Source organism: Flavobacterium limi (genome assembly GCF_010645075.1).
GTDB lineage: Bacteria > Bacteroidota > Bacteroidia > Flavobacteriales > Flavobacteriaceae > Flavobacterium > Flavobacterium limi.
The window spans coordinates 724,096-741,880 of the sequence record NZ_JAADZV010000001.1 but is presented as its reverse complement, the minus strand read 5'-3'; the positions used below and the strand labels follow the sequence as shown (position 1 = coordinate 741,880).

The 17,785-nt window shown below is 37.4% G+C and carries 14 protein-coding genes; 8 read left to right on the top strand and 6 right to left on the bottom strand.

Annotation, left to right across the window (positions count from 1 at the left end; genetic code table 11):
- A complete protein-coding gene (apaG, locus tag GXM16_RS03215; RefSeq protein WP_110348906.1) occupies positions 1–387 on the top strand; it encodes a Co2+/Mg2+ efflux protein ApaG in 387 nt (128 codons plus the stop codon).
- A gap of 1 nt (position 388) precedes the next feature.
- Here the strand turns inward: apaG and pdeM are convergent, their stop codons facing one another.
- The 4 genes from pdeM to GXM16_RS03195 all read right to left on the bottom strand — a co-directional run bounded on the left by pdeM (position 389) and on the right by GXM16_RS03195 (position 6,273).
- Entirely contained in the window at positions 389–1,021 is a 633-nt protein-coding gene (pdeM, locus tag GXM16_RS03210) for a ligase-associated DNA damage response endonuclease PdeM (RefSeq protein WP_163392650.1), read from the bottom strand.
- 5 nt (positions 1,022–1,026) lie between these two features.
- Entirely contained in the window at positions 1,027–3,486 is a 2,460-nt protein-coding gene (locus GXM16_RS03205) for a ligase-associated DNA damage response DEXH box helicase (RefSeq protein ID WP_163392648.1), read from the bottom strand.
- A gap of 120 nt (positions 3,487–3,606) precedes the next feature.
- Positions 3,607–5,208, bottom strand: a complete 1,602-nt coding sequence (locus GXM16_RS03200; protein WP_163392646.1) for an ATP-dependent DNA ligase — start codon at positions 5,206–5,208, stop codon at positions 3,607–3,609.
- Positions 5,209–6,273, bottom strand: coding sequence for a ligase-associated DNA damage response exonuclease (locus GXM16_RS03195; protein WP_163392644.1), 1,065 nt, complete (start codon positions 6,271–6,273; stop codon positions 5,209–5,211). It abuts the gene before it with no gap.
- A 178-nt stretch (positions 6,274–6,451) separates the two neighbouring features.
- Between GXM16_RS03195 and pruA the strand changes: the two genes are divergently transcribed.
- Positions 6,452–8,077, top strand: a complete 1,626-nt coding sequence (pruA, locus tag GXM16_RS03190; RefSeq protein WP_163392642.1) for an L-glutamate gamma-semialdehyde dehydrogenase — start codon at positions 6,452–6,454, stop codon at positions 8,075–8,077.
- A gap of 114 nt (positions 8,078–8,191) precedes the next feature.
- On the opposite strand, the gene GXM16_RS03185 is transcribed toward pruA, so the two are convergent.
- Together GXM16_RS03185 and rsmG are read right to left on the bottom strand one after the other, a co-directional pair.
- Positions 8,192–9,607: an alkaline phosphatase gene (locus GXM16_RS03185; protein WP_163392640.1), complete on the bottom strand. Its 1,416-nt coding sequence runs from the start codon at positions 9,605–9,607 to the stop codon at positions 8,192–8,194.
- A 146-nt stretch (positions 9,608–9,753) separates the two neighbouring features.
- A complete protein-coding gene (gene rsmG, locus GXM16_RS03180) occupies positions 9,754–10,383 on the bottom strand; it encodes a 16S rRNA (guanine(527)-N(7))-methyltransferase RsmG (RefSeq protein WP_163392638.1) in 630 nt (209 codons plus the stop codon).
- A 107-nt stretch (positions 10,384–10,490) separates the two neighbouring features.
- On the opposite strand from rsmG, the gene GXM16_RS03175 reads away from it, so the two are divergent.
- The 6 genes from GXM16_RS03175 (at position 10,491) to GXM16_RS03150 (ending at position 17,754) form a co-directional block, all read left to right on the top strand.
- A complete protein-coding gene (locus GXM16_RS03175; RefSeq protein WP_025572912.1) occupies positions 10,491–11,588 on the top strand; it encodes a fatty acid desaturase family protein in 1,098 nt (365 codons plus the stop codon).
- A gap of 69 nt (positions 11,589–11,657) precedes the next feature.
- Positions 11,658–12,848 (top strand): pyridoxal phosphate-dependent aminotransferase, encoded by a 1,191-nt coding sequence (locus GXM16_RS03170; protein WP_163392636.1) that lies wholly within the window; start codon positions 11,658–11,660, stop codon positions 12,846–12,848.
- 134 nt (positions 12,849–12,982) lie between these two features.
- The gene (locus GXM16_RS03165) at positions 12,983–14,854 is read left to right on the top strand and encodes a rhamnogalacturonan lyase (protein ID WP_163392634.1); all 1,872 of its coding nucleotides are present in this window, start codon (positions 12,983–12,985) and stop codon (positions 14,852–14,854) included.
- 319 nt (positions 14,855–15,173) lie between these two features.
- Positions 15,174–15,629, top strand: a complete 456-nt coding sequence (locus GXM16_RS03160) for a ferritin-like domain-containing protein (protein ID WP_163392632.1) — start codon at positions 15,174–15,176, stop codon at positions 15,627–15,629.
- A gap of 132 nt (positions 15,630–15,761) precedes the next feature.
- Positions 15,762–17,057: a nucleoside hydrolase-like domain-containing protein gene (locus tag GXM16_RS03155; RefSeq protein ID WP_163392630.1), complete on the top strand. Its 1,296-nt coding sequence runs from the start codon at positions 15,762–15,764 to the stop codon at positions 17,055–17,057.
- A gap of 121 nt (positions 17,058–17,178) precedes the next feature.
- A complete protein-coding gene (locus tag GXM16_RS03150; protein ID WP_163392628.1) occupies positions 17,179–17,754 on the top strand; it encodes a hypothetical protein in 576 nt (191 codons plus the stop codon).
- Positions 17,755–17,785 lie beyond the last annotated feature (31 nt).

The window sequence follows — 17,785 nt, the reverse complement described above, 5'->3', positions numbered from 1 at the left end:
ATGGTTTCTCAAATAACAAGAGGCATAAAAATATCTGTTTTGACTAGTTTTGAAGGTACTTACTTCAAGAACTACAAGATTCATTTTGCCTTTAGTTATGTTGTTACAATCGAAAATCATAGTAAGGATTCTGTACAGTTAACATCCCGCCACTGGGAAATTTTTGACTCCCTAAACGACCTTGAAGTTGTTGATGGTGAAGGAGTTATAGGAAAAAAACCTGTTTTAAAACCGGGAGAAAATCATACTTACAGCTCAGGTTGTTTATTATCATCTCCTTATGGTGCCATGAAAGGTCATTTTAACATGATTAATTTCACTACTACCAAAATTTTTAAGGTAATCGTTCCAACCTTTAGAATGTGTGCACCTTTTGCCTTGAATTAAATTAGTTTGTAATTTCTATTATTTCTCCTTTAGCAAGAGCATACACTTTATCATTTTCTTCAGGAATCAGATAAAAATTACCCGTAAATTCCCCAAAAGCCGGAAAAATCATTTGATTTGGTTTTCTGAAAAAACAAGACAGCGTCAAAAACTGTTTTCCTGGTCCTTTTAATTTAATTCCCGGATGAATGTGACCGCAAAAATTGAAGAAATTTTCTCTTTCTATTGGATGATGTGTCAGCAGAAAATCATCAATTATAAATTCTGAATACATTTGTATATTTAAATCCGTGTAATTTTTTTTTGAAATGATATCATGATTGCCTTCCACCAGAACAACCTGCTGTGTTATCGTTTTTGTCCAGTCTGAAAACAAATTCCATTCGTTATTGATTTTACTGTGAAATAAATCTCCCAAAAAAATAATCGTTTCAACATCAAACAGTTTCAAAATATTATTTAAACGATTAAAATTCTCATGAACCGCTTTTTCCGGAATCGCCATTCCGTGTTTTCTAAAATGCGAAACTTTACCCAAATGCAGATCAGAAACTAAAAGTATTTTTTTTTCTTCCCAAAAAGCGGCTCCACACGGGTGTAAAACAAAATTTTGATTGTTAATTGTAATTTTCATGTTTATTATTTCATGTAACTGGCTGTCATTTTTTTGATTCTTTCTGCTAATGTTTCGCTTGATAATTTTTCCCGTAATCGGTCTGTAATGATTGGAAAACTGAATGGTGTAGGCTTTTTGCATTGTTTCCAGACAATAGTCTGCTGATTCACTCTTTCCAAAGCCTGAATCAAACGCCCTTCTTCCAATTGATGCTCAAATGTTTCTGAATAAGCTTGTTGCAAAAGCAAATTATCCGGTTCATAATCCCTAAAGACTTCAAAAAGCAATTGAGAACCGCTTTGCAAATGTTTCGTCTTTACAGGTCTTCCGGGCATTCCGGTAAAAACCAAACCAGCAATTACGGCAATATCCCTGAATTTTCTTCGGGCCATTTCAGTTAAGTTAAGGCTTTTTTGCAAATCATGATGCACATACTCTGTAGAAAACAAATTGTTATCAAAAACCGACTGCATATCAATTTCCTGATCAGAAAGTAATTCAAACCCGTAATCATTATACGCAAGTGAAAAAGTAATCGGCGACAGTAAACTTATGCGATAGGATAAAATACTAGCCAACGCTTCATGTACAAATCTGCCTTCAAAAAGATAAAAAACCGCATGATATCCTTCTCTGGTTTTAAAGGTTTCAATTAAAAATTCATCAGCATCGGGAACAATACTTTCCTTTCGCTGTCTCTCGAAAATGGGCTGCAAAGCTTTTAATTCAGGAGTCAGATTCTCACTATTGGCAGCGTATAATTCTTCCCGCAGCAATTCACTCATTTGTACCGATAACGCCATGCGTCCTCCCATCCAGCTTACCGTACGTGATTCTTTTTTAGGGTCAGCCTTTCGAACCAAAACCTGCATATTTTTCACACGGTATAATTCGAGTCTTTTTCCGGCAAAGGTAAAAACATCTCCCGGCTGTAATTTTGAGGCAAACCATTCTTCAATATTTCCAATATAGCCTCCGCTTAAAAATTTCACATTCAATGACGCATCCCCAACAATCGTCCCTATCTGCATTCGGTGATGCATCGCAATCAAACGGCTATTTATTTTAAATCTTCCGTTTTCTTCAATTTCTACCTTTTTGAATTCATCATACGCTTGTAAACTCTGACTTCCGTTTGTAATAAAGTTTAGAATCCAGTTCCAGTTTTCTTTTGTAATATTTTGATAGCAGAAAGTTTGTTTAACTTCTTCAAAAATTTCATTCGGAAAAAATCCGTCTGAAACAGCCAATGTATTTAGGTATTGCACCAAAACATCCCAACTGTTCAGATACGGAATACGGTCTTCGACAATGGTTTTGGCAACAGCTTTTTTAAGAGCTGAAGCTTCAATTAATTCTATAGCATGCGTGGCAAGAAAGTAAATCAGACTTTCTTTTCCCGGCTGGTGACCGCTTCTTCCTGCTCTTTGGAGAAAACGTGCAACACCTTTTGGTCCTCCCACCTGAATAATAGTTTCAACCGGAGCAAAATCGACACCCAGATCCAGACTGGAGGTACAAACGACTACTTTTAAATCTTCATTCCTGATCGCATTTTCAACCCACAGGCGAGTTTCCCTGCTAATGCTTCCGTGATGCATTGCCATGTCTCCGGCGAATTCAGGATATTTTTCTAAAATGGCCTGAAACCACATTTCGCAGGCGGAGCGAACGTTGGTAAAAATTAATGTCGTTTTGCTTTTCCTTACTATTTTAGCCACCTCATCAATTAAATGTAATCCCATATGACCACGCCATGGATAGCTGTCCATTTTATCGGGCAGTATAGAAAGTACTTTTATTTTTTTGTTGATGTGAGCTTTAATCAAAACCGAGTTTTGATAGGCTTCAGAATTAGGCCCAAGTAAAACCTGCTGTGCCAATTCGAGATTTCCTATTGTTGCTGAGATTCCCCAAATACGCATTTTAGGTGCTACAGTTTTCAATCGGGACAAAGCCAGTTCCATCTGGACACCACGTTTTGTACCTAACAATTCATGCCATTCGTCTACTACGATCGCAGAACAATTCGCAAAAGTTTTAGCGAATTCTTTAGATGCCAAAAGTAGCTGCAGACTTTCTGGTGTAGTGACAAGCAAATCGGGCATTTTTTTACTTTGTTTGGTTCGTTCACTTTGAGAAGTATCTCCCGAACGAATTCCAACTGTCATTTGCGTATCTAAATCGTGAACAACCCTATCCGCAGCTTGTTTGATTTCTACAGAAAGAGCACGAAGAGGCGTAATCCAGATGGCTTTTAGTCCCGGCTTATGCTTCGTTTTATAATCCGGATTTTTCTTCATGTAGTCGAGAACTATCGGAAACCATAAGGCATAGGTTTTTCCGCTTCCGGTTGGAGCATTTAATAAACCGTTTTTACCCTGCAGAAAAGCCGTCCACGTTTGGGTCTGAAAAGGAAAAGCTTTCCATCCCTGATCCTGGAACCAGTTTTCTGCAATTGCGTATAGTTCTTCTCTGTTCATTTTATAACTTGAGATTTTCCTGCAAGGCCTTTTTTGACCTTGTAGGTATTTTTAGAGTACTAAATAATTAATACCTACAAGGTTTTGAAAACCTTGCAGGAATCTAAACATCTTTAATAGTCACGAAATCATATTTTTTAAATCTTCAATCGAATTCGCATCCTCAATTTTTTTGTCATGACGCCATCTCAGAATACGTGGAAATCTGGTAGCTACTCCGCTTTTGTGTCTTTTGGAAAGCGAAATACCTTCAAAACCAATTTCGAAAACCAGTTGTGGCGTTACGCTCCTCACCGGACCAAAACGTTCCAAAGTGTTTTTTTTGATAAAATCATCCACTTTCCTGAATTCAGCATCGGTTAAACCGGAATAGGCTTTTGCGAATGTTACCAATTCTTTTTCGCCCTTATCGTTGTTCTGCCAAAGTGCGAAAGTATAATCTGTAAACAGATTAGATCTTCTTCCATGTCCGCGCATCGCGTAAGTTAGAACAGCATCAATTACCAACGGTTCAATTTTCCATTTCCACCAGTCGCCTTTTTTTCTTCCAACTAAATAAGGTGAGTTATTTCGTTTTAGCATCAAGCCTTCGCTTTTCATTTCCCGGGCACGCATTCTTTCAGCCGTTACATCTTCCCAGGAATGGAGCAAAACCCTTTCTGATAACTGAAAACTGGGTATTTTATCTTTTATGGAATCGTATAATTGTTCCAGTAATAATCTTCTTTCTGAATAAGGCAAATTTCGAATATCCTGACCTTCCCATTCTAAAATGTCATAGGCTTTCAAAATCACCGGAACTTTTTCAAGTAAACTGGCTGAGATCGTTTTTCTTCCGATTCGGGTTTGGAGATCATTAAAAGTTCCTATTTCGCCTTCTGTAAAAGCCAAAATCTCAGCGTCAATTACAGTTCCGTTTGGAATCAAACCAACAAATGACTGAAACTCCGGATATTTATCGGTAACCAGTTCCTCGCCTCTTGACCAGACATAGATTTCGTTTTCACGAATAATAGTCTGTGATCGGATTCCGTCCCATTTATGTTCTATGGACCAGTCTTCGGGATTTCCGAGATTATCAACTTCTCCTTCAATTGGATAGGCCAGATAAAACGGATATGGTTTGGACAGATAATCACTGTTTTTTTCATCCAGAATCAATTCCTGAAATGTAATTGTGTTTGGATCCCAATTTCCCATTAGTTTATAGGCCAAGGCATCTTCATCAACATCTTCTGCTTTTGATAATGCACGGGTCATTAATTTCTGGCTTACGCCGATTCGTAGACTTCCGGTGATTAATTTAGTAAAAACAAAACGTTCGTAATAATTAAGCGCGAGCCAGTTATCATGTAAATATTTCTTTTTCTCAACATCCGATTTCTTTCTTAAGGCAATAATTTCCTGAAGATATTCAGTTAAACTCTTATCCGAATGTTCTTTGGTCGTTGGAATAATCAAGGCTATAGTTTCAGCCAGATCTCCAACAATATGATAACTTTCCTCAAAAAGCCATAAGGGAATATTCGCCAGTTCATTCGCCCAAATACGTAATAAAGTGGTATTGACAGGTCGAGGCGGACGTCTGTGTGACAGAATCGCAATTGTCCATACTTTATCTTCCGGTGACGCATTTCTAAAATACGTGGTCAGGGCATCGACTTTTACATTCGTTTTATTCGAACTGTCCAGTGTTTTTATGAGTTGGGCGAAATTTTTCATCTACAATTCGTTATTTTCAGAACTATTCGAAGTTTCATTTTGCTCAAATACAACTTCCTTTTCATCTTTTTCCATTTCTGCCGATTCTCCTTCGTATTGCGTTTTTTCAGTTCTGGCATCGAATCCTAATTCTCTTAAATATTTGGAAAAAATATCGGTATATCCGTGTGTACAAATTACACGTTCTGCTCCAGTTGCTTTTATACTATCCAACAACGAATACCAATCGCAATGGTCGCTTAACACAAAACCTTTGTCAATAGCTCGTCTGCGTCTTGCCCCTCTAAATGCCATCCAGCCACTTGCTGCTCCCGTAACAAAAGGCGTCATTTTTCTGATCCAGACACTTCCGTGAGCACTTGGCGGAGCGAGAACTATATTCCCGAGTAACTCTTCTTTTTTGGTTTCTCTTGTCACTAAAGTTGTTGGAGGAAAATCAACCATCGGACGTAATACATTAGTCATATTTTCAATCGCGCCGTGTGTGTAAATTTTACCTATATCTGTATCCAGGTATTTCAAAAGCCGTTGTGCTTTTCCTAAAGAGTAGCCAAAAAGAATAGATGTTTTTCCTTCCGCTTTATTTTCTGCCCACCAATTATTGATTTCTGAAATTACCTCGGATTGTGGTGTCCAGTTGAAAGCCGGTAATCCGAAAGTGCATTCGGTGATGAAAGTGTGGCATTTTACGACATCATAAGGCGTTGAAATTCCATCATCTTCCGTTTTATAATCTCCGGTAAAGACCCAGACTTCGCCTTTGTGCTCCACTCGAATTTGTGAACTTCCGATGATATGTCCGGCAGGATGCAGAGAAAATTTCACATTGTTGATTACGAAGGTTTCTCCCCATTCTTTTCCCGTCACATTTATTTCACCCAAACGATGCCGAATGATAGGCACATTGGTATGATGTGTAATATAATTTTGATGTCCCCAACGGGAGTGATCGGCGTGACCATGGGTAATAATAGCATTTTTTACCGGCCGCCATGGGTCCAGATACACATCAGCCTGTTGGCAGTAAATTCCTTTATCGTTAAAAGCCAGAAGTGGAATTTTCATAGTGTTATAAAATTGAAGTCACTCAAATTTAAATCTTTATCCAAACAACTGTTTTACAGCTTGACTGGATTAGTTTATTAAATTACAACATTTTAGTATTGTATTGTGATATAATCAAAATAACCTTTGTACTTTTGCCTAAAATTAAACAATTCGTAATTTTAAAATATCTTATCCCATGTTAAAAGGATTTTTTAATGTACCTAAAGCGGTGAATGAACCGGTAAAAGGATACGCACCAAACTCTCCGGAAAGAGCAGCTGTCCAGGCAGCTTACACCACAATGTGGAATTCTCAAATTGATGTTCCTTTGCATATTGGAAGCGAAGAAATCAGAACCGGAAACACAAGAAATATTACAGCTCCTCATGATCATCAACACATTGTTGGAAAATATCATTTAGCTGAAAAACAACATATCGAAAAAGCCATCGCCAATGCACTTGAGTCAAGACATGCATGGGCCAATATGGCATGGGAACAACGTGCTGCTATTTTCTTAAAAGCTGCTGAATTAATTGCGGGACCATACAGAGCCCGTATTAACGCAGCAACTATGATTGGCCAGTCTAAAAACATACATCAGGCAGAAATTGATGCTTCTTGTGAGCTTATCGACTTTTTACGTTACAACGTAGAATTCATGACTCAGATTTATGCAGATCAGCCAAAATCTGATTCTACTACGTGGAACCGTCTTGAATACCGACCTCTTGAAGGTTTTGTTTACGCTATTACTCCTTTTAACTTTACGGCTATTGCTGCCAATCTTCCGGCCAGTGCTGCGATGATGGGTAACGTTGTCGTTTGGAAACCAAGTGACAGTCAGGTATTCTCAACAAAAATCATTTTGGATGTTTTCAAAGAAGCGGGAGTTCCTGATGGAGTAATCAATGTAGTTTTTGGAGATGCTTTAATGATTACTGATACTGTTTTGGCAAGCCGTGATTTCGCCGGAGTTCACTTTACAGGATCTACTCACGTATTTAAAGATATCTGGGCTAAAATTGGAGCCAACATCCACAATTATAAAACCTATCCAAGAATCGTTGGAGAAACGGGTGGAAAAGATTTTATCATTGCACACCCAAGTGCCAATGTAAAACAGGTAGTTACGGGAATCACTCGTGGTGCTTTTGAATTCCAGGGCCAAAAATGTTCTGCAGCTTCAAGAGTTTATATTCCGCAAAGTTTATGGCCAGCTGTAAAAGAGCAATTGATTACCGATGTAAAATCTATGAAAATGGGTTCTCCGGAAGATTTCGGAAACTTTATTACAGCGGTTATTCATGAAGGTTCTTTTGATAAATTAGCAAGCTATATCGATCAGGCTAAAAAGGATGCTGATGCTGAAATTATCATTGGTGGGAATTACGATAAATCTGTTGGATACTTTGTTGAACCAACGGTTATTGTAACTACAAATCCAAAATATACTACGATGGAAACCGAATTATTCGGACCAATTGTGACAATTTATATCTATGAAGATGCTAAATGGGAAGAGACTTTAGAATTGGTTGATACTACTTCTGAATATGCTTTGACAGGAGCAGTTTTCAGCCAGGATCGTTACGCGATTGAAACGGCTACTGTAAAATTGCAAAATTCTGCAGGTAATTTCTACATCAACGACAAACCAACAGGAGCTGTTGTAGGAATGCAGCCTTTTGGCGGAGCAAGAGCTTCAGGAACTAATGACAAAGCGGGCTCTGCACTGAACTTATTGCGTTGGGCTTCTCCAAGAACGATCAAGGAAACTTTTGTAACTCCTGAAGATTACAGATATCCTTTCCTTGGATAGTCTTAAAGTCGAAAGTCAAAAGTCTTAAAGGACTTTGTTTATATAAAAAAAGCCGAATCTTTTTATTAAGATTTGGCTTTTTTTTTGATGTGAATTTTAAAATCTCACCATCTATTAAAATTTATTCTCCACTTCAGCAGCCTGCAGCATTAAATAATGAAGGTCAGTATTTTTCACGAAAGGTTTTAATAATTCACTTCCGGGTCCAAACATCGCCAGCTCAACATAATCTGCAGAATGATCCATACTGATCCAGCCAACCGAATTTATTTTCCTCTGCATTTCTGCGAAAGCTTTATACGGAAGTTTTTTGTAATTGTACAATCCGTCTTCTTTGTGTAATCCGTCGTAGTAGCCCAATACATATTTGGCCTCTTCATCAGAAACCGAATGTCCGTTTGCTTTTTCGATAATTTCCTTTACATGCGAAACAGAAGATTCCGGTTTTATCTGATTCAGAATCCATTCGTTGGTCTGAGTATATTTTTGGATACTGTCAAAATTGTCATTTGCGTTTTTTCCATAAATAATTCCCGGGTTTGCATTTCCGTGATCTGTGGTAATAATGACCAATGTTTCTTTGTCTTTTTCAGCAAAATCAATCGCTACTTTTACAGCCTCATCAAATTCAATCTGATCGTGAATTAAACCTGCAATATCATTTCCATGTGCTGCCCAGTCTACTTTTCCACTTTCAATCTGCAGAACAAAACCATTTTTATGATCTTTCATTCTGTCAATTGCCTTTTTAGACATTTCAGCAAGACTCGGAACAGTTGTTTTTAGTTTTTCATCACTATTTCTGTCCACATAATAAGGAAGCCCGTCATCTGCAAACACACCCAAAACAGGTTTTGAATTTGATGCAGCATCCATTTCAGATTTTGTTTTTACAACCTGATATCCTTTTGCTGTATAAGCAGCAAATACATCTTTCTTGTCCTTTCTTAATTCCGGGCTGAAATAATTGGCTCCGCCTCCCATCATGATATCAAAACCCAATTCTAAATATTGTTCGGCAATATCTTCCTGAGCATTTCTGCTTTTGCTGTTTACACAAAAACCGGCCGGAGTTGCATGCGTTATAGGAACTGTTGTTACACAGCCCGCCATTTTTCCAGATTTTTTAAATTTTTGCCAGATTGGTAAATGTGGTTCACCACTCGGGCTCACATTCAGAGCACCATTATTTACCCTAAAACCTCCACCCCAGGAAGAACTTGCCGCAGAAGAATCGGTTACGATAGAACTGGCAGAAGCTGTATCCATCAAAGCTCTGGAAACCTTGTTGTCTTTATATAATTGCAGCCAATTTGAACCCTTGCCATTTTTTCTGTTCAGGAACAAATCGGTCATATTAAGGGTGCCGGTACTCATTCCGTCACTAACTAATAAAATGATATTTTTTGCCTTTTTATTTTTATTTGCAGACTCTAAATCTAAAACATTTGCAGCACCCTCAAACGGATTGATAACTGCGGCTCCTATCGTAAACAATGAGCCATTTTTAAAGAACTTCCTTCTATTCATTATAACTTTATTTAAGCATTTTCAAAGATAAAAAAATTTGAGTCAGCTATAAATTATCATTAGGTTATGATTGCTTTCAAAGCATAAAAAACCGACAACACTTTTAATAAAGAATGTTATCGGCTTTATATTATTTTAGAAATAAATTAAGGCTGAAATTTCAATGGCAAATGGACCACTTTTTTTGTTTCAAAAAACTCATCTTCAAAAATTGTCGATAAGTCATATAAAGTAGCTTTCGGAAAGTCTTTTAATTCTTCTGTCAAATCCCCGCCTTTTAAATACAAGATTCCGTTTTTTAAGGTATGCTTGTGCTGTTTTTTGATCTTATCATGAATCCATGAAACGAAATCCGGCATATTGGTTACGGCACGACTTACTATGAAATCAAAATCACCTTTTACCAGTTCGGCACGTTTTTGTTCAGCTTTTACGTTCTTTAACTCCAAAGCATCTACAACACCCTGAACTACCTTTATTTTTTTGGCAATTACATCAATCAGATAAAAACGGGTTTCAGGAAACAAAATCGCTAACGGAATTCCCGGAAAACCGCCTCCTGTTCCGACATCCAAAACAGTTGTTCCTGGTTCGAATTTCATGATTTTTGCAATTCCAAGTGAATGCAGAATGTGTTTTGTATATAAGGAATCAATATCTTTTCTTGAAATAACATTGATTTTTTCATTCCAGTCGTGGTATAAAAAGTCTAATTTTTGAAACTGTTCGATTTGAAGATCGGTCAAATCAGGAAAATATTTCAGAATCTCATCCATTGTTGTAAATTTTTAACAAAAGTACTACTTTACGATTGAAATATTTAACTCAATTTTGCAAATTGAAAATTTATAATAATTACCTTTGGAAACTATTTAAAATTAATATGAATAATACCGCTCCTACTTTTGCAAGACAAGACAATCTGAAGTTTTTCAGAACGCTTAACTCTCGGGTAAACAATTATTTCAAAGAAAATAATATCCAAAAAACGGGAAACTGGAAGCTGCATTTAAAAGCTGTTATTCTATTCGCTGTTTTTTTAACTCCCTACTTTTTAATCCTTACTCTTAACATGCCTTTTTGGGTCATGTTGCTTTTATCTATTGTAATGGGTATCGGAATGGCCGGTGTTGGAATGAACGTAATGCACGACGGAAATCACGGCTCTTACTCTGATAAAGGCTGGATCAACAAACTAATGGGCGGCACCATTTATGTTTTGGCCGGAAATGTTTACAACTGGCAGGTTCAGCATAATGTATTACATCATACTTACACAAACATTCCCGGACACGATGAAGATCTGGATGCCGGAAGAATCATACGTTTTACAGAACATGCTGAGTGGCATAGTTTTCACCGTTTTCAGCATTATTATTCTGTTTTCTTATATGGTTTACTGACTTTCAACTGGGCAATCACAACCGATTTTAAACAAATGCGTAATTATCTGAAAAGAAAATTATCGTATGGCGAACCAAAAAGCCCTAAAATTCTCTGGACAACTTTAATTATTACAAAAATCATTTATGCATCCATCTGGATTGTATTGCCAATCGTTATTGGAATTACATGGTGGAAAGTCGTTCTGGGATTTTTCGTCATGCATTATACAACAGGATTAATTTTAAGTATTGTATTTCAATTGGCACACGTTGTTGACCATACAACAAATCCGGAACCGAATGAATTAGGCGAAATGGAAAACACCTGGGCTATTCACCAATTGTATACCACTACTAATTTTGCACCAAAAAATGCACTTGTAAACTGGTACACAGGCGGCTTAAACCACCAGATTGAACATCATATTTTTCCACATATCAGTCACATTCATTATGGTAAAATTGCAAAAATTGTAAAAGAAACAGCAAAAGAATGCAATTTGCCGTATTATGAATACAAAACAATGAGAAGTGCCATTATTGCCCACTTTAAACATTTACGTGACTTAGGAATGAAGCCTGAATTATCCGTATAAACTAAAAATCTATTAATAATAACCTCTCTTAAAATAACAGCAAATTAAGAGCAATTAAATTTTTTTATAATGAACCATATTCTTTCAGACAGAATTAACAACTTAGCAACTTCGCAGACTTTAGCGATGGCTGCATTAGCACGTGAATTAAAAGCACAAGGAAAAGACATTATCAGTTTAAGTTTAGGTGAGCCTGATTTTAACACGCCAGACTTCATCAAAGAAGCTGCAAAAAAGGCAATCGACGACAACTACAGTACATATTCTCCTGTTGACGGATATCAGGATTTAAAAGAGGCTATCTGCAGAAAATTCAAAAGAGACAATGGTTTAGAGTACAAACCTTCTCAAATTGTAGTTTCTACTGGAGCAAAACAATCTTTATACAACATTGCACAGGTAATGTTAAACGACGGTGACGAGGTTATCTTACCTGCACCTTACTGGGTTTCTTATTTCGAAATCGTAAAACTTTCAGGCGGAGTTCCTGTAGAAGTTCCAACTTCTGTAGAAACGGATTTCAAAATCACTCCGGAGCAATTAGAAGCTGCAATTACACCAAAAACAAAAATGATGTGGTTCTCCTCTCCTTGTAATCCTTCAGGATCTGTTTACAGCAGAGAAGAATTAACAGCTTTAGCAAAAGTGTTGGAAAAACACCCAAATATTTACGTAGTTGCTGACGAAATCTATGAGCATATCAATTTCTCTGGAACTTTCTGCAGTATCGGTTCAATCCCGGGAATGTTAGAAAAAACAATCACTGTAAACGGAGTTGCAAAAGCATTCGCAATGACAGGTTACAGAATTGGTTACATCGGAGCTCCGGAATTCATCGCAAAAGCGTGTACAAAAATTCAGGGACAAGTAACTTCTGGTGCAAATTCTGTGGCGCAAAGAGCTACAATCACTGCTGTAGATGCTGACCCAAGCGTGCTAAACGAAATGGTTCAGGCTTTCCACGGACGCAGAGATTTAGTAGTTGGATTATTGAAAGAAATTCCAGGCGTAAAAATCAATGTTCCTGAAGGTGCTTTTTATGTATTCCCTGACGTTTCTTCTTTCTTCGGAAAAACTTTAAAAGGACATGAAATTAAAGATGCAAACGACGTTTCTATGTATCTTTTGGCTGAGGCTAACGTAGCAACAGTAACCGGAGATGCTTTCGGAAATCCAAACTGTATCCGTTTCTCATATGCAACAAGCAATGATATTTTAACAGAAGCATTACGTAGAATCAAAGAAGCTTTGACTGCATAAACCATGCTTTTTTAGACCAAAAACAGAGCCTCAGGAATTTCCCTGAGGCTTTTTTATTGGCATTAATTTTGTGACAAAATACTGCAAATCAAATCTTAACTAACAACCAAAACTAACACATTTCACCTAATACCATGAACCAACCAACTAAATCAAAATCACTCAGAATTTTATCACTTTACCTTTTTCTATTTACAGGAATCATTTTTTCGACTTACGCTCAACATACCTTAGAAAAACTCAATCGCGGACTAGTTGCAATGCGCTTAAATCCGAATGAAGTTTATCTTAACTGGAGAATGTTAGGAACCGAACCAACCAATGTAAGCTATAATTTATACTGCAACAACCAAAAAGTAGCAGGCAGCCCTTTTACTACAACGACCAACTTTACACACAAAATTGCCACAGACGGTAAATATCACATCCGGGCAATAGTGAATGACATTGAACAGTCTGCTTCAGAAACAGTTCAGGTATGGGCTAATCAATATTTAGATATTCCCATGCAAATACCAGAAAGAGGAACTACTCCTGACGGACAAACTTATACTTATAGCGTAGGCGATTGCAGCGCAGGCGATGTTGACGGCGACGGACAATACGAAATATTTGTAAAATGGGATCCGTCTAATGCCCACGACAACTCTCATAAAGGCTATACAGGAAATGTATTTATCGATTGTTACCGTTTGGAAGGAACGCACCTTTGGAGAATTGACCTAGGAAAAAACATACGTGCCGGAGCACATTATACTCAATTTATGGTTTACGATTTAGATTCTGATGGTAAAGCCGAAATGGCCTGTAAAACTGCCGATGGAACAATAGACGGAACCAAAACCGTCATCGGTTCAGCTACTGCCGATTACAGAAATCCAAATGGATATGTTTTAGACGGCCCTGAATTTTTAACCGTTTTTAATGGATTAACAGGTAAAGCAATGGCTACTACTAACTATTTGCCAGCACGCGGAAACATTAAAGACTGGGGAGACGGATATGGCAATCGCGTAGATCGTTTTATAGCTGCAGTTGCGTATCTTGACGGTTCAAAACCAAGTTTAGTAATGGGTCGTGGCTACTATACAAGACTCGTACGTGTAGCCTGGGACTGGAGAAACAATACGCTTTCACAAAGATGGATTTTTGACAGTAACGATTCGAAAAACAAAAGTGCATTTGGACAGGGAAATCACCAAATGACCGTAGGAGATGTGGATAATGATGGTAAAGATGAAGTTTTTAACGGAACAAGCGCCATTGATGATGACGGGACAAAATTATATGCCAACGGTTTAGGACATGGCGACTCCCTGCACATGACCGACATGGATCCGGATCGTCCCGGGCAGGAAATTTGGCAATGCCACGAAGCGCCATCAAGTTACAAAACATACGGACTTGAATTCAGGGATGCCAGAACAGGCGAACCTTTATGGGGAGTTAACGGAGAAGGTCAGGACGTAGGCCGTGGTAATGCTGCTGACATTGATCCCCGCTACAAAGGGTATGAATGCTGGGGAGCCGTAGGAAATTTATATGACTGCAAAGGAAACCAGATCAGTAATTCAAAACCGTCCATGAATTTCTCTATCTGGTGGGATGCCGATTTGAACAGGGAATTATTAAATTCAAACCGAATTGACAAATGGAATTACATCAATTCAAAAAGCGTTAATTTACTAACTGCTGTAGATCATAAATCAAATAACGGAACCAAAGCTACACCTTGCCTGAGTGCCGATCTTTTTGGTGATTGGCGTGAAGAAGTCATCTTTCGCAAAGCTGACAATTCTTCCATTAGAATTTACACTACCAACATTCCGACGACACATCGGTTATATACTTTGATGCACGATTCTCAGTACAGAACCGCTATCGCATGGCAAAACTCAGCTTACAACCAGCCACCGCATCCCGGTTTTTATTTGGGAACAGATATGGAAGCACAGAAAAAGCCCAATATTGTTACTCCAAAATCTGTCAAAGATTCTTCAAAATAATTAGGATAAATTAAAAACGTCAAAGTCTTAGGCATTCCTAAGGCTTTTTTTATGGGCGTGTCCCTCCGGGTCGGGCTATTCGTTGCAAGTCCTCGCATTCCTTCGTCAGGCTCCGGGCTTTCCTCTTCTATCCCTCACGCAAAACGGTTTACAAAAAGTGTTATTTTCTAAAGAAAGACATCTGTAATCAATGCACAACATCTTCATAGTTTCAAAATTCCCATTCCATAATATTATAAAAATCACAACATAATCCTGTAAAAAAGAGCATATTATAAATTCCATCTTTGTAATATATAAATTTAAAAAATCATACGTCATGATACATACAGATGAAACTACGAAAGAAGCAGTTAAAACTTTAGAAGGATTAATTTCAATTCTGGAAGATGGAAAACTAGGATATACAAACGCTGCAGAACATGTTGAAAACCCGGCAATGAAAACTGATTTTCTGGAATATGCCAGAGAAAGAGCCTTATTCATTGTAGAACTGCAAGATGAAATCAACAAACTTGGAAAATCAACTGACACTTCAGGTGGAGGACCATTAGGCGCTTTACACCGTACCTGGATCGACATCAAATCATCTTTTACAGGCGGAGATACAGAAGCAATCATCAATGCCTGTGTAACCGGTGAAGAAGCTGCAATCGAAAAGTACAAAATGGCTTTAGAAGAAAACCATCTTGACTACAGTCAGGTTGCTGTTGTTTCAAAACAACTGAACAGTATTCAAAATACTCTGTCACAAATTAAAATGAAAGCCAATTAATCGATCGATCGATTCATGCTTTTTTTTTGAGAACCGTCTGGTCTTCGGATTGGGCGGTTTTTTATTTGTCAAAATTAAAAATAAATCCTACTTTTCAACTTTAAACCTGTCTCATACAGATAAATTTAAATTATGAATAGATTTATTTTACCCTTCATCCTGTGGTTTTATTCATTTACCACGATTGCGCAACAAAAAGTACCGATAAAACCCCGAATTCTTATTAGCAGCGACATTGGCGGTACCGACCCGGATGACAACCAGTCGTTCATTCACTTGTTCATGTACAGCGAATTATTTAATATAGAAGGTCTTGTTTCTTCTCCTTCTTTTGGAGATGGAAACAAAGAAGAGATTTTACGCATGATCAGTCTTTACGAAAAAGATTTACCAAAATTAAAAAAACATCAAAAAGGATTACTTTCTCCTGACTATTTACGCTCCATTACCAAACAGGGACGTCATGGAGCAGCGCCTTACATCGGCTATTCAACTGCCACTGACGGCTCCGAATGGATTATAAAATGTGCCAAAAAAGAAAACAAACAGCCTCTTTGGGTTTTGGTCTGGGGAGGATTAGAAGATGTAGCTCAGGCATTACACGATGCTCCTGAAATCCAAAACAAAATACGAATTATCTGGATTGGCGGCCCAAACAAAAAATGGAGCGCCAATAGCTATTCTTATATAGTCGAAAACTTTCCAAATCTCTGGTTTATTGAAAATAACGCATCTTATTATGGATTTTTCTCCAACAATGATGATCCCGACAGTGTAAAAACTACTGATTACTATGACAAATACATAGCCGGAGCCGGACATATGGGAAAAGATTTTAAAAATTACTATGATGGTAATGTAAAAATGGGGGACACTCCTACCCTTCTATACATGATGGACGGAAACCCAAACGACCCAACACGTGAAAGCTGGGGAGGCAGTTTTGAAAAATTCAGCCATAGTCCGAGAGTGGTGTACAATGACATTACGACAGTTAAGGATACCGTGGCTTATTGTACCGTTACAGAGTTTCATCTGAAAGGTCCGATTACAAATATTCCTAATGGTACAGTTTGTTTCTGGATGGAAACTACCCTTAAAGGAAAAGTGCAAAAATGGCCAGGATTTTATATGGGCAACGGCGAATACGCTATAAAATATGTCCCAAAACAAGCAGAATTATTAAACTATAAATTCACGTCAGATATTCCAAATTTCCCTGTACAGGAAGGAAAATTAGTGGTAGAAAACGTATGGCCGGACAAAAAACATACTACAGATTACAAGTTGGGTAAAAATTGGTATACCGATAAATCTGATCCAAAATTATATGACGGCAAAATACAGGGAGGCAAAACCATCTTAAAATGGAGAAATGATATCTTAATGGATTGGGCAAAGCGCTGGAAGTGGTTATCTGAAAAATAAAATTAAAATTATATATTACTGAAAAAACTATCCAATTTAGAATGCTGGATAGTTTTTTTTCACCAGAATTTAGAAATATAATCTTACTTTCGCAACTCTATTCTAAATCAAAATACCTTTTATGAAATCAACTTTACGCTGTTTGATTATTATCTTTTTCACAATATTCCTTTCTAATCAAATAAAAGCCCAAACAACAGGTAAATTTATTAAAGCATCGATAGGACTTGGTTATAGTTATTCTGATTATGACGAAAAAGGGTCAGAATACATAGAAGGCTCAGGTTTTTATACACAAGGGGAATATGTCATCGGAGTAACCAAATGGTTTAGCGTAAGGCCTTATGCCGGTCTTATTTTAACATCAACAGATGAAGACAATAACAAAAATCCGGAACACTACAAAGTAACTTCTAAAGCGTTTTTAATTGGAGGAAAAGCTCGTATTTGTGCTCCTATTCCTTGGGTAGCTCCATTTATCGAAAGTGGAATTGGTGCTTCAATAGGTTCCTTTGAAACTTACACTCCACTAAACAACATTAAAAAAAATGGTGTCCTAATGCATATCCCTTTTACGCTTGGATTAGCTGTAGGAAGAAAAAACAACATCGATATTGCATTTACTTACTATTTTCATTCCGCAGCTGATCAATTTAATGGAGCATTTGCCGCTGGTTTTTCTTTTCCTATAGATTGATGTAATCATTATCATTCCATATAATCCCAAA

Coding starts and splice junctions, on each gene's coding strand:
- GXM16_RS03205 (WP_163392648.1), bottom strand. CDS start 3,486: ATGAACAGAGAAGAACTATACGCAATTGCAGAAAACTGGTTCCAGGAT.
- pruA (WP_163392642.1), top strand. CDS start 6,452: ATGTTAAAAGGATTTTTTAATGTACCTAAAGCGGTGAATGAACCGGTA.
- GXM16_RS03160 (WP_163392632.1), top strand. CDS start 15,174: ATGATACATACAGATGAAACTACGAAAGAAGCAGTTAAAACTTTAGAA.
- GXM16_RS03165 (WP_163392634.1), top strand. CDS start 12,983: ATGAACCAACCAACTAAATCAAAATCACTCAGAATTTTATCACTTTAC.
- GXM16_RS03195 (WP_163392644.1), bottom strand. CDS start 6,273: ATGAAAATTCCACTTCTGGCTTTTAACGATAAAGGAATTTACTGCCAA.
- apaG (WP_110348906.1), top strand. CDS start 1: ATGGTTTCTCAAATAACAAGAGGCATAAAAATATCTGTTTTGACTAGT.
- GXM16_RS03185 (WP_163392640.1), bottom strand. CDS start 9,607: ATGAATAGAAGGAAGTTCTTTAAAAATGGCTCATTGTTTACGATAGGA.
- GXM16_RS03150 (WP_163392628.1), top strand. CDS start 17,179: ATGAAATCAACTTTACGCTGTTTGATTATTATCTTTTTCACAATATTC.
- GXM16_RS03155 (WP_163392630.1), top strand. CDS start 15,762: ATGAATAGATTTATTTTACCCTTCATCCTGTGGTTTTATTCATTTACC.
- GXM16_RS03175 (WP_025572912.1), top strand. CDS start 10,491: ATGAATAATACCGCTCCTACTTTTGCAAGACAAGACAATCTGAAGTTT.
- GXM16_RS03170 (WP_163392636.1), top strand. CDS start 11,658: ATGAACCATATTCTTTCAGACAGAATTAACAACTTAGCAACTTCGCAG.
- GXM16_RS03200 (WP_163392646.1), bottom strand. CDS start 5,208: ATGAAAAATTTCGCCCAACTCATAAAAACACTGGACAGTTCGAATAAA.
- rsmG (WP_163392638.1), bottom strand. CDS start 10,383: ATGGATGAGATTCTGAAATATTTTCCTGATTTGACCGATCTTCAAATC.
- pdeM (WP_163392650.1), bottom strand. CDS start 1,021: ATGAAAATTACAATTAACAATCAAAATTTTGTTTTACACCCGTGTGGA.